Origin of the sequence: Streptomyces sp. HUAS 31, from assembly GCF_028198125.1 — a bacterium.
Classification (GTDB): domain Bacteria; phylum Actinomycetota; class Actinomycetes; order Streptomycetales; family Streptomycetaceae; genus Streptomyces; species Streptomyces chartreusis.
The window spans coordinates 319,510-332,810 of the sequence record NZ_CP116353.1; the positions used below are offsets into that span (position 1 = coordinate 319,510).

Annotated in this window: 10 protein-coding genes; 4 read left to right on the forward strand and 6 right to left on the reverse strand. The window is 70.3% G+C overall.

Going from position 1 to position 13,301, the window contains the following annotated elements; genetic code table 11:
• Nucleotides 1-99: 99 nt before the first annotated feature.
• The 3 genes from PGH47_RS01445 (at nt 100) to PGH47_RS01455 (ending at nt 3,522) form a co-directional block, all read left to right on the forward strand.
• The gene (locus tag PGH47_RS01445) at nt 100-1,659 is read left to right on the forward strand and encodes an MFS transporter (RefSeq protein WP_271661825.1); all 1,560 of its coding nucleotides are present in this window, start codon (nt 100-102) and stop codon (nt 1,657-1,659) included.
• Nucleotides 1,656-2,096 (forward strand): SRPBCC family protein, encoded by a 441-nt coding sequence (locus tag PGH47_RS01450; protein WP_271661826.1) that lies wholly within the window; start codon nt 1,656-1,658, stop codon nt 2,094-2,096. The genes PGH47_RS01445 and PGH47_RS01450 overlap by 4 nt, the downstream gene beginning before the upstream one ends.
• Before the next feature lie 61 nt (nt 2,097-2,157).
• Nucleotides 2,158-3,522: a carotenoid oxygenase family protein gene (locus PGH47_RS01455; RefSeq protein WP_271661827.1), complete on the forward strand. Its 1,365-nt coding sequence runs from the start codon at nt 2,158-2,160 to the stop codon at nt 3,520-3,522.
• On the opposite strand, the gene PGH47_RS01460 is transcribed toward PGH47_RS01455, so the two are convergent.
• Nucleotides 3,523-4,317 carry a hypothetical protein gene (locus PGH47_RS01460; protein WP_271661828.1) on the reverse strand — a complete coding sequence of 265 codons (795 nt, stop codon included), beginning with the start codon at nt 4,315-4,317 and terminating at the stop codon, nt 3,523-3,525.
• A gap of 185 nt (nt 4,318-4,502) precedes the next feature.
• Complete coding sequence (locus PGH47_RS01465; protein ID WP_271661829.1) at nt 4,503-5,624, reverse strand: PP2C family protein-serine/threonine phosphatase; 1,122 nt, start codon at nt 5,622-5,624, stop codon at nt 4,503-4,505.
• A 201-nt stretch (nt 5,625-5,825) separates the two neighbouring features.
• Between PGH47_RS01465 and PGH47_RS01470 the strand changes: the two genes are divergently transcribed.
• The gene (locus PGH47_RS01470) at nt 5,826-8,546 is read left to right on the forward strand and encodes a SpoIIE family protein phosphatase (protein WP_271661830.1); all 2,721 of its coding nucleotides are present in this window, start codon (nt 5,826-5,828) and stop codon (nt 8,544-8,546) included.
• Between the two features lie 20 nt (nt 8,547-8,566).
• Here PGH47_RS01470 and PGH47_RS01475 read toward each other — a convergent pair whose 3' ends face one another.
• From PGH47_RS01475 to PGH47_RS01490, 4 genes are all read right to left on the reverse strand, one after another.
• A complete protein-coding gene (locus tag PGH47_RS01475) occupies nt 8,567-9,985 on the reverse strand; it encodes a glucoamylase family protein (protein ID WP_271661831.1) in 1,419 nt (472 codons plus the stop codon).
• Between the two features lie 158 nt (nt 9,986-10,143).
• Entirely contained in the window at nt 10,144-11,349 is a 1,206-nt protein-coding gene (locus PGH47_RS01480) for a glycoside hydrolase family 1 protein (RefSeq protein WP_271661832.1), read from the reverse strand.
• Nucleotides 11,350-11,456: 107 nt separating this feature from the next.
• Entirely contained in the window at nt 11,457-12,326 is an 870-nt protein-coding gene (locus PGH47_RS01485) for a carbohydrate ABC transporter permease (RefSeq protein WP_271661833.1), read from the reverse strand.
• Nucleotides 12,323-13,291, reverse strand: coding sequence for a carbohydrate ABC transporter permease (locus tag PGH47_RS01490; RefSeq protein ID WP_271661834.1), 969 nt, complete (start codon nt 13,289-13,291; stop codon nt 12,323-12,325). The genes PGH47_RS01485 and PGH47_RS01490 overlap by 4 nt, the downstream gene beginning before the upstream one ends.
• Nucleotides 13,292-13,301: the final 10 nt, after the last annotated feature.

The following is a 13,301-nucleotide window of genomic DNA, read 5'->3' on the forward strand; positions in this document are numbered from 1 at the left end:
CCGGCCCGGGGTCGCGTGGACAGCTGCGGACAGGAGTGGACAGTCATCGCCCCTGACGGGCCTGGATAGTGGACACCGGCCCGCATGAGGCTGTGCGCCATGAACCTCCCACGCACACAGCCCGGTCGGACAGCGCCCGCCCCCAGGCGGTCCGCAGTGCTCGCGGTGCTGGCGGCGGCCCAGTTCACCGTCATGCTCGCCACGTCGATCGTGAACGTCGCGCTGCCGCAGATCCGGGCCGGCGTCGGTCTGTCGGACAGCGGCACCACCTGGGTCGTCAACGCCTACACCCTCGCGTTCGGAGCGCTGCTCCTGGCGGGCGGACGAGCGGCCGACCTGCTCGGGCGCCGCCGGGTGCTGGCCGTCGGCCTCGCGCTGTTCGCGGCCGCCTCGTCGGCAGCGGGAGCCGCCGCCTCTCCCGAGATTCTCATCGCGGCCCGCGCCGTACAGGGCCTCGGTGCCGCCGCGATCGCCCCGGCCGCACTCGCGCTGGTCATGGATCTGTTCTCGTCCGGCGCCGGACGCGGCAGAGCGCTCGGGGTGTGGGGCGCGGTCTCCGGCGCGGGTGGGGCCGGCGGCGTACTGCTGGGCGGGGTCCTCACCCAGGCATGGGGCTGGGAGTGGATCTTCTACTCCGTCGCGCTGGGGACGGTCGTCGTCCTGGCCGCCGTAGCGAGCCTGGTTCCCGGTACGCCCCGTACGCCCGGCCGCGGAGCCGGACGGTTCGACCTGCTGGGCACCGTCACCGTCACCCTCGCCCTGACCTGCCTGGTCTGGGGACTGACCGACGCACGCGGCACGGGCTGGACGGACGGCCGGGTGCTCGGTGCCCTCGCCGCTGCCGCCGCGCTCCTCGCCGCATTCGTCGTGATCGAGCTCCGTCGGCCGAACGCGCTGATGCCGCCCCGCCTGTTCATCGTGGGCCGGGTCGCCGCGGGCAACCTCCTGATGGCTCTGCTCGGGTCCGTATGGATCGCCCTGTTCTTCTTCCTGCCGCTCTACCAGCAGCAGATCCTCGGGTCCAGCCCCCTGGCCACGGGGGCGGGTCAACTCCCGCTCGCCGCGGCCAACATGCTCGGATCCACCCTGGCCCCGCATCTGTCCCGGCGTCTCGGGGCCACCGCGACGGTGACCGGAGCCCTGCTCGTCGAGGCCGCCGGGCTGCTGTGGCTGTCACAGATCAGGGCCGACGGGAGCTATGTCGTGGACGTCCTCGGCCCGAGCGTCGTCGTCGGGATCGGCCTGAGCATCGCCTTCGTCCAGCTGACCGGACTCGCCGTGGAAGGCGTCCCGGCCCAGGACGCGGGCCTGGCGGGAGGGCTGGTGAACACCACCCGCCAAGTGGGCGGCGCGATCGGACTGGCCGCCCTCGCGACCCTCGCCGGCTCCGTCACCACGCGCGCCGCCGTCCGTGAGTCGCAGGTGGAGGCGCTCACGGCGGGCTATCGGGCCGCGTTCACCGTCTCGGCCGCGATTCTCGCCGCCACCGCACTCCTCGCACCGCTCCTCACACGCCGTAGCAGCGCCGGCCCGAAACCGTCCCCGCAAGCCCGGCCGCCGGCCCGCACACCGAACAGACCACCCGCACCGGCTGAACCGGCCGCGCCGATGGATCAACCGCAACCCACCACCACGCACCCCAAGGAGACAAAGCCATGACCACCATCGACGACACCGCGCCCGTCATCGTCCGACTGAGCATCAAGATCGACGCTCCACTCGCCACGGTCTGGGACCTGCACACCGACATCCCCGCCTGGCCCACCTGGAACACGGACATCGAACGGGCCACCCTGAACGGCCCGCTCGCGCCCGGCAGTTCCTTCAGCTGGCGTACCCACGGACTGGACATCACGTCCACCGTGCACGAACTGGTCCCCGGCGAGCGGATCGCGTGGGGCGGTCCCGCCGCCGGCATCACCGGCGTCCACGTGTGGATGTTCGAGCAGAACGAAGGCCACGTCACCGTGCACACCGAGGAGTCCTGGAGCGGCGACCCGGTCGAGGCCGCGACCGAGCAGCTCGGCCAGGCCCTTCAGACGTCCCTTTCCGACTGGCTCTCCGCCCTCAAGGCGCGCGCCGAACAGTCCGCCTGACGATCCGGCGACCCATCTGACAACCCGTCCCACGCACGCACTCTTCGAAAGAGGTTCCGCCATGACTACGAACAAGCCCTACCTGAGCGGCCACTTCACCCCTGTCGCCGACGAGGTCACCGCCACCGAGCTCACCGTCGAGGGCACCCTCCCGCCCGAGCTGACCGGCCGGCTGCTCCGCAACGGCCACAATCCCAAGCCCGGCGTCACCCCCACCCACTGGTTCAAGGGCAGCGGCATGGTGCACGGCATACGGCTGCGCGAGGGACGTGCCGAGTGGTACCGCAACCGCTGGGTGCACACCCCCGCCCTGGACGGCGCCCCCTACTTGACCGAGCACGGGCCGGACCTGACGGCCAGCACCGCCGGCACCCACGTCATCGAGCACGCCGGACGACTGCTCGCGCTGTGCGAGGCCAACCTTCCCTTCGAGCTCGGCCCCGACCTTCAGACCGTCGGCGCCTACGACTTCAACGGCAAGCTGCGCACCGCCATGACCGCGCATCCCAAGGAGGACCCGGTCACGGGAGAGCTCCACTTCTTCGCCTCGTCGCCCGTGCCGCCGTACCTGATCCACTACGTCGCCGACGCCAAGGGCGAGATCGTCCACGAGGCCGAGGTCCCCGGGGCGACCTCCTCCCTCAAGCACGATTTCGCCGTCACCCGCGGTCATGTGGTCTTCGTCGAGGGCAACGTCGTCTTCGACCCGACCGACCATTCCGGCATCCCCTACGGCTGGAGCGACGAGCACCCTTCCCGTATCGGCGTCATGCCCCGCGGGGCCGACGGAGCCCGGCACATCCGCTGGTTCTCCATCGAACCGGGCAGCATGCTGCATGTCGCCAACGCCTACGAGGACGACGAGGGGCGCATCGTCCTGGAGGGCCCGACCGTGGACCGTGAGGGCTTCCGGCTCTCCTGGAACTGGTGGATCGGCGCGCCGGGGCGCGGGAGCGAGCCGACCGCCCGCTCCTACACCCGGCGATGGGTCGTCGACCTGGCCGCGGGGACCGTCGACGAGCAGATCATCGACGACCTGCCGGTGGAGTTCCCCACCCTCAACGAGACGTACCTGGGTGTCGAGAACCGCTACCAGTACGCCATCTCCTTCCCCGACGAGAACGGGCTCGGCGGCTACGGTCTGGTCAAGTACGACCGCACCACCGGTGCCCGTCGCATCCGGCAGATCGGCGACGCGCGCATGCCCAGCGAGGCCGTCTTCGTGCCTGCCGCCTCGGCGACCCGGGAGGACGACGGATACCTGCTCACCGTCGTCTCAGACCTCAAACAGGACGCCTCGCAGCTTCTGGTCCTCGACGCCTCGGGTCTCGACCGGATCGCGACCGTCCATCTGCCCCGCCGGGTGACCGCCGGGATCCACGGCTCCTGGGTCCCGGACAGCGACCTCGACGAACACCAGCGCTGATCACCGGCACATGGCATGGGGACCGTCCCCATGCCATGTCCACGTCGGTACGCGACCGCCCTGTCGCGGTCGTATGAGGTCGAGGTCCTCGCACCACGCGTCGAGGACCTCGCCGTGTCCTGCCTGCCGGGCCGCCGTCTCGACGAGAGCGAAGAGGCGGCGTTGATCGTCCACGTTGCCTGTTGCCGAGATGCGGTCCAGGGCGCGGAGCAGTTCGTACGTGTCCCATCCAGGCAGCGGGTGTCGGGCGAGTTCCCAGGTCAGGTACTTGTTGTAGGGGCGAGGGCGACGGTCGAGAGCGAAGAGCAGTTCCAGGAGGGATCCGATGCTGTCGGCGGCGTCGAGGCGAGCGGCGAGGGTGTGGCCGTCCCGGTCGTTCTTGATGGAGCGGTAGAGGGAGTTGGCGTAGGCGTCGAGCCAGGCGCCGGAGTCCCGGGACGCCTCCTCGGCGCTCAGTCGGGCCTTGTCGGCGAGGATCCGGGCGATGTCTCCGTCGAGCCGGTCGAGCACGACCTGGGCGCGGGCCAGGGCGTAGCGTTCGAAGCCGGGCATCCCCGCTGCGCGGAACTCGGTGAGGGAGACGATGACGAGATCGAGTTCCGCGGTGCGGTGGCCCGCGAAGCGGGTGAGACCGGTCGTCGCGTCGTCGGCGAGGATCACGTACAGGTCGTGGTCCGAGTGCCGGGTGATCATGCCCTCGTGGGCTCGGGAGCCTTTGAGGACGAGGCCGACGACGGCCGGATCAGCGGTGGCGAGCTCGACGAACGCGTCGTAGGTAAAAGGCTGAGCTGTCACTGTGCGGATCTCCGGTGGAGTGGGAGTGACGGGCAGGCATGGCTACCGGGGGCGGCCCCGTACTTCGGGACGCGCCCCGCACCGTCTGCGGCGGCACAGGGCAGCCGCACGGAAGATCAACGCACAGTGGGACCCTATCCACCCGTCCGGCCGTGGGGCAGGGAATTCGGGAGGTACTCCCGTTCTCAGCCCTCCACGCCCACGGCTCCCCGTTCCGGCACGCCGGCGCACCTCAGCGCGAGTGCCGCGATGTCGTCGTCGAGCCGTCCGCCGCTGTGCCGGAGCAGGTCCCCGTGCAGCTGATCGAGCAGCTCGCGCGGCTGCTCAAGGTCCTGCCGGCGCATCCATTCCGCCAGCGGGAAGAACTGGCCGTCGTGGTTCCGGGTCTCCGACACACCGTCCGTGTAGAGCAGCAATCGGTCCCCCGGGGCGAAGGCGACGACGTCGACCCAGTAGCGGTCGCCGATGAGCGCCGCGAGGTTGAGGGGCGCGGAGGCGACGGTGGGTTCCAGGACCCGGACCTTCCCGCCGTGCGCGATCAGTGGCGGCGGGTGCCCGCAGTTGAGAATGCGGACGCGGCCGCCGCCGTGCGGGATCTCGGCGAGGAGGGCGGTGGCGAAGTGCTCGGGCTGGTCATGGGCGGGAAACGCGGCGCTGTGGCGGGTGATGGTGGTCTCCAGGCGATGGATGATCGCTCTGAGGTCGGGCTCGTCGTACGCGGCCTCCCTGAAGCAGCTGATCACCGCCGAGGCCGCCCCCACCGCGGACAGACCCTTGCCCCGTACGTCGCCTATGAGCAGTCTGATCCCGTGCGGTGTGCCGATCGCCTCGTAGAAGTCGCCGCCGATCCTGGCCTGCTCCTGGGCGGCGAGATACAGCGACTCGATCTCGACGTCGTCGATACGGCGCGGGAGCGGGCGCAGCAGCACTTTCTGGGCCGCGTCGGCGACCAGTCGGACATGGAAGAGGATCTCCTCCCGCTGGAGTCGGACATGGCTGCCGTATGCGGCCGCGAGGGTGACGGCGATGATCGCGGCCGCCGTGTACTGCGTCCCCAGATCGGTGTAGAAGAAGCTGAGGATGATCATGGCCAGAAAGCAGAATGCCCCCAGCACGATCGTGGGGAACACGGGCCACATCGCGGCGGCCAGGGCGGGCGCGGCCGGCAGCAGGCGGCTGATGGCGATCTCCCTGGGAGTGGAGAACGCCAGGCCGATGATGAGGACGGCCAGGATCACGGGTGACAGCCGGGCGGCTTCCCATCGGCCGCTGTAGGCGGGGCGACGGCGCCCGTGCCGTGCAGACATGATCACAAAATGCATCATATCGACCTAAGTAGGTATCGAGCGCGGAGAAATAACGGCCCCGCGCGGGCATCCGGGGCGAACGACCTGGCCCCGGGATCCGAGGTCAGACAGGCGTGAGGGCACAGATGTCCGAGGTCAGCCGGATAAGGATCCGGTGAATGGGCCCTGGCCTCCCGGGATCACCGATGCTAGAAAGGTCGCATGGCGAAACGATTCGCCCGTTTTCGGCACCTATCCGTCAAACGGCTGTTCAACAGGAGCACGCGAAGCGTGGCCGGGCAGGTGCTGGTCTTCCAGGTGGCTCTGGTGGTGCTGCTGGTGACCTGCGCCGTCATTGCCCTCGTCCTCCAGTCGGAGCGGGACACCAGCGCCGAGGCCAGGCACCGCTCCACTGCCGTGGCCCAGACGTTCGCGCACTCACCGGGTGTCCTGGCGGCCCTGGAGACCCCGGACCCGAGCAAGATCCTCCAGCCGCTCACGGAGGCGGCGCGCAGGGCTGCCGGTGTCGACTTCATCGTGGTCATGAACACCGAGGGCATCCGGTACACGCACCCCTTGCCGGACCGGATCGGGAAGCGGTTCGTGGGCGAGATCGGGCCGTCGCTGGCAGGCAAGGTCTACGTAGAGAGCGTCAACGGCCCGCTCGGCCGTGAGGTGCAGGCCACGGTCCCGATCAAGAACACCGACGACGAGGTGGTGGCGCTCGTCTCGGCCGGGATGAAGGTCAAGAACGTCGAGAGCCAGGTGGACCGGCAGCTGCCGATCATCCTGGGCGCCGGGGCCGCGGCCCTCGTGCTGTCCACCGGAGTGACGGCACTGGTGGGCAGGCGCCTGCGACGGCAGACGCACAGCCTGGCCCCGGACGAGATGACCTTGATGTACGAGCACCACGACACGGTGCTCCACTCCGTACGGGAAGGTGTACTGATCGTCGCCCCGGACGGTCGGCTGATGCTGGCGAACGACGAGGCCAGACGGCTGCTGGAGCTGCCGCCCGACGTCGAGGGACGGCTCGTGCCCGATCTGCCGGGCCTCGATCCGGAGACGAAGGAACTGCTCGCCTCCGGCCGTGAGGCCACGGACGAGGTGCACCTCTCCGGAGAACGGCTCCTCGCGGTCAACCAGCGGCCCACGGACCGTGACGGCGGCCCCAAGGGAACGGTGGTGACGCTGCGCGACTCCACCGAGCTCCAGGCGGTGACCGGCAGGGCGGAGGTCGCACGGGAGCGGCTGAGGCTGCTGTACGACGCCGGACTGCGCGTCGGCACCACCCTGGACGTGCTGCGCACCGCCGACGAATTGGCATGCGTGCCCATTCCGCGGTTCGCGGACTTCGTCACCGTCGACCTGGCCGACGCCGTCCTGCACGGCGAGGAGCCGGCGCCCACGGCGGCGGACATGCGACGCGCGGCCGTGTGCGGCATCCGGGACGATCATCCGCTGTCCGAACAGGGCCGGCTGTTCGCCTATCAACCGGCTACGCCCCAGGCGCGCGGGTACGGCAGCGGACGCTCCGAGCTGGTGAGCAACCTGCCGAGCGCCACGTCCTGGCGCGTGCAGGACCCGGAGCGCGCCAAGGCGATCATCGACTACGGCATCCATTCCCTGATCACCGCCCCCATTCAGGCCCGGGGCGTCGTGCTGGGCATGGCCAACTTCTGGCGCGGCCACCATCACGAGAGCTTCGACGAGGAGGACCTGTCGCTGGCGGAGGAGCTGGTGGCCCGTGCCGCTATAAGCATCGACAACGCCCGCCGCTACACCCGCGAGCACGCGATGGCGGTCACCCTCCAGCGCAGCCTGCTGCCGCAGGCCATGCCCGAGCAGAACGCCCTGGACATCGCCTATCGGTATCTGCCCGCCCAGTCGGGCGTGGGCGGGGACTGGTTCGACGTGATTCCCCTGCCGGGTAGCCGGGTGGCACTGGCCGTCGGCGACGTGGTCGGCCACGGGCTCCACGCGGCCGCCACGATGGGCCGGCTGCGGACCGCGGTGCACAACTTCTCGGCGCTGGATCTGCCGCCGGACGAGTTGCTGGGCCACCTGGACGACCTGGTCGGCCGTATCGACCAGAACGAGGCGGAGGCGAGTGCCTCGGGCGTCGTGGGCGCGACCTGCCTGTACGGGATCTACGACCCGGTGACGCGCCGCTACGTCATGGCGCGTGCCGGGCATCTGGCGCCCGCGCTGGTCCGGCCCGACGGAACCGTCACCTTCCCGGACGTGCCGGCCGGTCCGCCCCTCGGCGTCGGTGGGATGCCGTTCCAGACCGCGGAGCTGTGCCTCGAGGAGGGCACCCAGCTGGTCCTCTACACGGACGGCCTCATCGAGGACCGCAGGCGTGACCTGGACGTCGGCATGGACCTGCTGCGCGACGCGCTGACCGGCCACCCCCGGCGCCCGCCGGAGGAGACCTGCAAGTACGTGCTGGACAGCCTGCTCCCCGAGCGCCCCAAGGACGACGTCGCGCTGCTCGTCGCCCGCACGCGGCAACTGCCGGCCGACCGGATCGCCGACTGGGACGTCCAGCCGGACCCGGCGGCGGTCGCGGGAATGCGCGACGCAGTGTCCGACAAGCTGGAGGCGTGGGGCCTGGCCGAACTCGGCTTCACCATGGAACTCATCCTCAGCGAGCTGATCACCAACGCCATCCGCTACGGCGCCGAGCCGATCCATGTACGGCTGATCCGCGACCGGACCCTGACCTGCGAGGTCTCCGACGGCAGCAGCACCTCGCCCCACCTGCGCTACGCCGCGACGACGGACGAGGGCGGCCGGGGCCTGTTCCTGGTCTCCCAGATGGCAGAGCGCTGGGGCACCCGCTACACCCCCCAGGGCAAGGTCATCTGGGCAGAACAGGCCCTGCCCGAGGTCATCGAGGAGCCGGTCCCGGTGGCAACCGCAGTGGAAGCCGACCGGTAAGCCCCCACGAGTCGATCGGATCAGATCGAGAACTGCTCCTTGCGCAGCAGGGGTCGTACCCGGCTGGTGAAGCCGCCCGTGCGGAAGGGGGCCTGGAGGAGGCCGGGCTGCAGCTGCTGGGCCAGGGCCGCGGTGATCATGCCCTGGTCGAGGGCCAGGACGTAGTCGCTCACGCGGCCCGTGGTGACATCGACCGAGTCGCGGAAGCCGTAGCGGTCGTCGTAGGCGTCGAAGGCGCGGGCGAGGCCGCGGAGGTTGGCGAGGGCCTCGGCAGGAGCCTGAGGGAGGGCCAGGAAGTTGGCGTGCGGGGTGACGACGCCGAGTGAGTTGTAGCCGTCCTCCTGCATGCCGATGGCGTCGACGCCGTACTCGCGGTAGCCGCCGTCGGGGATGGAGGCCGGGGAGAAGCCCCAGTAGCCGTATCCCGCCTCCTTCATGCCGTGCTCGATCTGGCTGCGGACGTAGCGCTGGTGCGTGGTGCCCCAGGAGTGCGGGGACCACTCGGCCTCGGGCACGAAGAGGGGGACCATCAGCGCCTCGAACATCGAGCCGCCCCAGGTGGGGACGAGGTCGCGGCCTCTGTAGGTGTAGTGGCCCTCCCAGACGCGTACGCCGTCGATGTCGACGTACGCGCCCAGTGGTTGCTGTTCCTGGCCCGCCCCCGGGAGCAGGGTGCGCAGCAGGTGCCAGTAGTGGTCGGTGGGCAGCGAGCCGTCGGCGATGCCGAGGTAACTGGCCATCCGGGGCTCGGTGTTGAGGGCGCCGTAGTGGTGGCCGGTGGGCTCGCCCTTGCCGGGCTTGTCCGGCCAGAAGCCTCCGCGCAGCTGGCCCGGCCCGGCGACGGGGTCCGCCGGGTCGTAGGGCGTGTAGTAGTACGACCAGTCGGCGTCGGCGAGGAGTGCGGCGACGCGTGGGCGCAGGGACGGGTCGGCGTGTGCGGCGATGCGCAGGCCGGTCACCAGCCATGCGTTGTCGACGCTGGAGAGGAAGGGACGTATCGGGTCGCCCGTCTCGGGCCAGGTCGTCAGCAGGGAGCCGTCGTGGGCGTCGTACCAGTTGAACCAGAAGCCGTGGGCGCGTTCCAGTCGCTCGACGGCGCTCAGCGCGCGGTCGAGGCGGCGGCGCATCGTCGTCCCGGAGATGACGCCGAGACCCGCGGCGGCGACGGTGGACCACAGGCCGCAGCCGATGTTGGTCGGCGAGGTCTGCGCGGAGGGCACCGGTGTGCCACTGCCGCTGACGTCGATCTTGTCGGCGGCCAGGCCGAGTTCGGTCGTCATGGCCTCCATCGAGCGGTGGGTCGCGGTGAACCACTCGCGCAGCAGGCGGCGTTCGGAGTCGGGGCGGGACGCGGGGGCGGCCTGTGCGGTGAGCGGGGTCGCGGTGGTGACGGCCGCGGCGGTGGTGGCGGCGGCTGTCAGGAAGCTTCGGCGGTTCATCTGATCTGGCTCCCTCGTGCTGGCGGACGGGATACGTGTGCCGTGGTGCGGTGGTGCCGGGTCGTGCCGAGGAGTTGCTGAGGGGGTGTGGCGGGGGCCGGCCGGTGTCAGGGGCCGGCCGGCCCTCGCCCGTCCGTGGTGGGTCAGCCGTTGGTGGTTCAGGCGCCCGCGCGGGGCAGCGTGCGCTCGCGGCCCAGGCTGCCCAGCCATTCCGCGGAGGGCTTGGCCATGCGGGCGAAGGTGACGGGGTCGACCGCGATGAGCCCGAAGGTGGGCCGGTAGGAGCCCCATTCGTAGTTGTCCAGGGCGCTCCAGGCCAGGTAGCCCCGAACGTTGAGGCCGTCGTCGAGGCAGGCGGCGACGGCGTCGAGGGCGCCGGCGTAGTAGTCGACGCGGCGGGTGTCGTCGGCGGTGGCGATGCCGTTCTCGGTGACGATCAGCGGGGTGTCGTCGCCGATGACGTCGGCGGTGTGGCGCAGCGCGTGGCCGACCGCGGCCGGGTAGTACTCCCACTGTGTGAGGGTGCGTTCGGCGTCCTCGGGGGCGGGGATCGGGCCGTCGGCGCCGATCTTGGTGCGGGTGTAGGACTGGACGCCGATCCAGTCGTCGCCGCGGGCGGCCTCGATGAAGACGTCCTCGCGCGGGTGACGGTAGTCGGCGGTGACCCGCTCGGCGCCGGGCAGTGCCTGGTAGACCTGGTTGGCGACGGTCCAGCCGACCTTGATGTCGGGGTGCTTGCCGCGCAGGGCCTTCACGGCCGCGTGGTGCGCGGCGATGACCGCGTGGGTGGTCTCCTCGTCCGGGGTCGGCAGGCCGGCCGGCGGGAAGCCCTGGTCGCCGGCCTTCGCGGCACCGGCCATCACGGCGATCATGTTGGGCTCGTTGATGGTGCACACGTACGGCACACCGTCGGCGATGATCGGCGCGCAGTGCTCGACGTAGCGGACGAAGTGGTCGACGGCGCCGTCGGCGGTCCAGCCGCCGAGGTCCTCGAACCACTGCGGGACGGTGAAGTGGTGCAGGGTGACCATGGGGCGCAGTCCGCGGGCGAGGGCGCCTTCGACCATGCGTCGGTAGTGGGCGATCTCGGCGCGGGAGAAGGTGCCGGGGACCGGTTCGATGCGGGACCACTCGATGCCGAAGCGGTAGTCGGTGAAGCCGAGTTCGGCGAGGAGGTCCATGTCCTCGTCCCAGCGGTGGTAGCTGTCGCAGGCGTCCAGGCTGGGCTCCTCGATGCCGGCCGCCGGGTCGTGCTCCTTGCGCCACCAGTCGCTGTTGACGTTGTTCCCCTCGATCTGGTGGCCGGCGGTGGAGGCGCCCCACAGGAAGCCGTCGGGGAAGGGAATGGCGGTGCGGTGCGTCATCTTGTGTCGCTGTCTTTCCGGTAGGGGGTGGGGGGTGTGGGCATGGCGGCCCGGCCCCGGGGCGGTGAGGGCGAGCGCCGGGGTGGGCGACGTGGTGGCGGAGGGGGCTACTTGATGCCGGCGGTGGCGATGCCCTGGGTGAAGTGCCGTTGCAGGACGGCGAAGACCAGCAGGACCGGCAGGACCACGAGCAGGGAGCCGGCCATCAGCATGCCGTTGCCGCCGGCGACCGTCCGGTTCGGATCGTTGGCGAAGGTCGCCAGCGCCACCGGCAGGGTGTACTTGTCAGGGTCGTTGGTGGCGATCAGAGGCCAGATGAAGTTGTTCCAGGAGCCGAGGAACGCGAAGATCGTCAGTGTGGCGAGGGCCGGCTTGACCAGGGGCAGCACGATCCGCCAGAAGATGTACCACTCCCCCGCCCCGTCGAGGCGGGCCGCCTCCAGAAGTTCGTCGGGGACCTGGAGCATGAACTGCCGCATGAGGAACACCCCGAAGGCGCCCGCGGCGAACGGCAGCACGAGACCGGCGTAGGTGTCGATCAGGCCCATGCCGTTCATCAGCACGTACAGCGGAAGGATCATGAGGTTGCCGGGGACCATCAGCGCGGCCAGGACCAGGCCGAAGACCTTGGAGCGGCCGGAGAAGTCGAGTTTTGCCAGCGCGTAGCCGAGCATCGAGCAGAACAGCAGGTTGCTGGCGGTCACGAGGACGGCCACGATCAGCGAGTTGAGGAAGTACCGCGGCATGTCGAGCTGGTCGAGCAGGGCACTGAAGTTGTCCAGCGTCCAGGTCGTGGGGATCCACACGGGCGGGCTCGCGGTGAGGTCCTGCCGGGTCTTGAACGCCGACAGCGCCATCCACAGGAACGGGGCGGCCATGACCAGCAGCCCCACCGAGGCGACGGTGTAGAGCAGCGACTTGCGCACGCGTCCGGTCCGGCGCGGGCGAGGTGCCTTCACGGCTGTCTCGGCGGTCATCGGGTGTTGTCCTTCAGCAGGCGGAGCTGGAGCACCGTGATGCCCATGATCACGACGAACAGGACGTACGCCATGGCGCTGGCATAGCCCATGTGGAAGAAGTTGAAGCCCTCGCGGTACATGTCGAGGGAGACCGTCAGGGTGGAGTCCGACGGGCCGCCCTGGGTCATCACGAACGGTTCCTCGAAGACGTTGAGGTAGCCGATGGAGGTGATGACGGTGGCGTAGAGCAGGGTGGGCCGCAGCAGGGGGACGGTGATGCGGCGCAGTTCCTGCCAGGCTCCGGCGCCGTCGAGGCGGGCGGCCTCGCGGACCTCCGTGGGGATGGCCTGGAGGCCCGCGATGCACAGCACCATGACCGTGCCGAGGTTGCGCCACACGGCCATCGCGATCAGGGACGGCATGGCCCAGGTCTCCGAGCCCAGGAAGTCGGGTGCGCTCAGGCCGACCTCGGAGGCGAGGGAGGTGATGAGGCCGTCGGAGGGGTCGAGCACGAACCGCCAGACGATGGCCACGGCGACGATGGTCGTGACGACGGGGGCGTAGAAGCCGATCCGGAAGAACGTGCGGGCCCGGTCGATGCCGTTGTTCAGCAGGATCGCCGCGAGGAGCCCGAGGACGATGGTCGCGGGGACGCCCACCACGACGAAGTAGGCGGTGTTGAACAGCGCTTTGAGGAAGGTGTCGTCCTGGAAGAGCTTGGTGTAGTTGTCCAGGCCGACGAACTCCGCCTCCAGGGGGCGGGTGACGTGGCGGGCGCCGAAGTCGGTGAAGCTCATCAGGAGCGTCGCGACGATCGGGAAGAGCATGAACAGGCCGAACAGCACCAGGAAGGGCGTGGAGAACAGCCATCCGGTGAGGTTGTGTCTGTTCAGGGAGCGGCGGCCGCGGCGCGGGGGCGTGCCGGGCTCGGGGCTCTTGTCGACGGCCGCGGCGTGGGCGGCCGTTCCTGTCGTGAGGGACATCAGGGGCACG

What these genes read in the sequence shown, in the direction of transcription:
- PGH47_RS01470 (WP_271661830.1), top strand. Translation starts at nt 5,826, where the DNA reads ATGGCGAAACGATTCGCCCGTTTTCGGCACCTATCCGTCAAACGGCTG.
- PGH47_RS01480 (WP_271661832.1), bottom strand. Translation starts at nt 11,349, where the DNA reads ATGACGCACCGCACCGCCATTCCCTTCCCCGACGGCTTCCTGTGGGGC.
- PGH47_RS01465 (WP_271661829.1), bottom strand. Translation starts at nt 5,624, where the DNA reads ATGTCTGCACGGCACGGGCGCCGTCGCCCCGCCTACAGCGGCCGATGG.
- PGH47_RS01485 (WP_271661833.1), bottom strand. Translation starts at nt 12,326, where the DNA reads ATGACCGCCGAGACAGCCGTGAAGGCACCTCGCCCGCGCCGGACCGGA.
- PGH47_RS01490 (WP_271661834.1), bottom strand. Translation starts at nt 13,291, where the DNA reads ATGTCCCTCACGACAGGAACGGCCGCCCACGCCGCGGCCGTCGACAAG.
- PGH47_RS01455 (WP_271661827.1), top strand. Translation starts at nt 2,158, where the DNA reads ATGACTACGAACAAGCCCTACCTGAGCGGCCACTTCACCCCTGTCGCC.
- PGH47_RS01475 (WP_271661831.1), bottom strand. Translation starts at nt 9,985, where the DNA reads ATGAACCGCCGAAGCTTCCTGACAGCCGCCGCCACCACCGCCGCGGCC.
- PGH47_RS01450 (WP_271661826.1), top strand. Translation starts at nt 1,656, where the DNA reads ATGACCACCATCGACGACACCGCGCCCGTCATCGTCCGACTGAGCATC.
- PGH47_RS01445 (WP_271661825.1), top strand. Translation starts at nt 100, where the DNA reads ATGAACCTCCCACGCACACAGCCCGGTCGGACAGCGCCCGCCCCCAGG.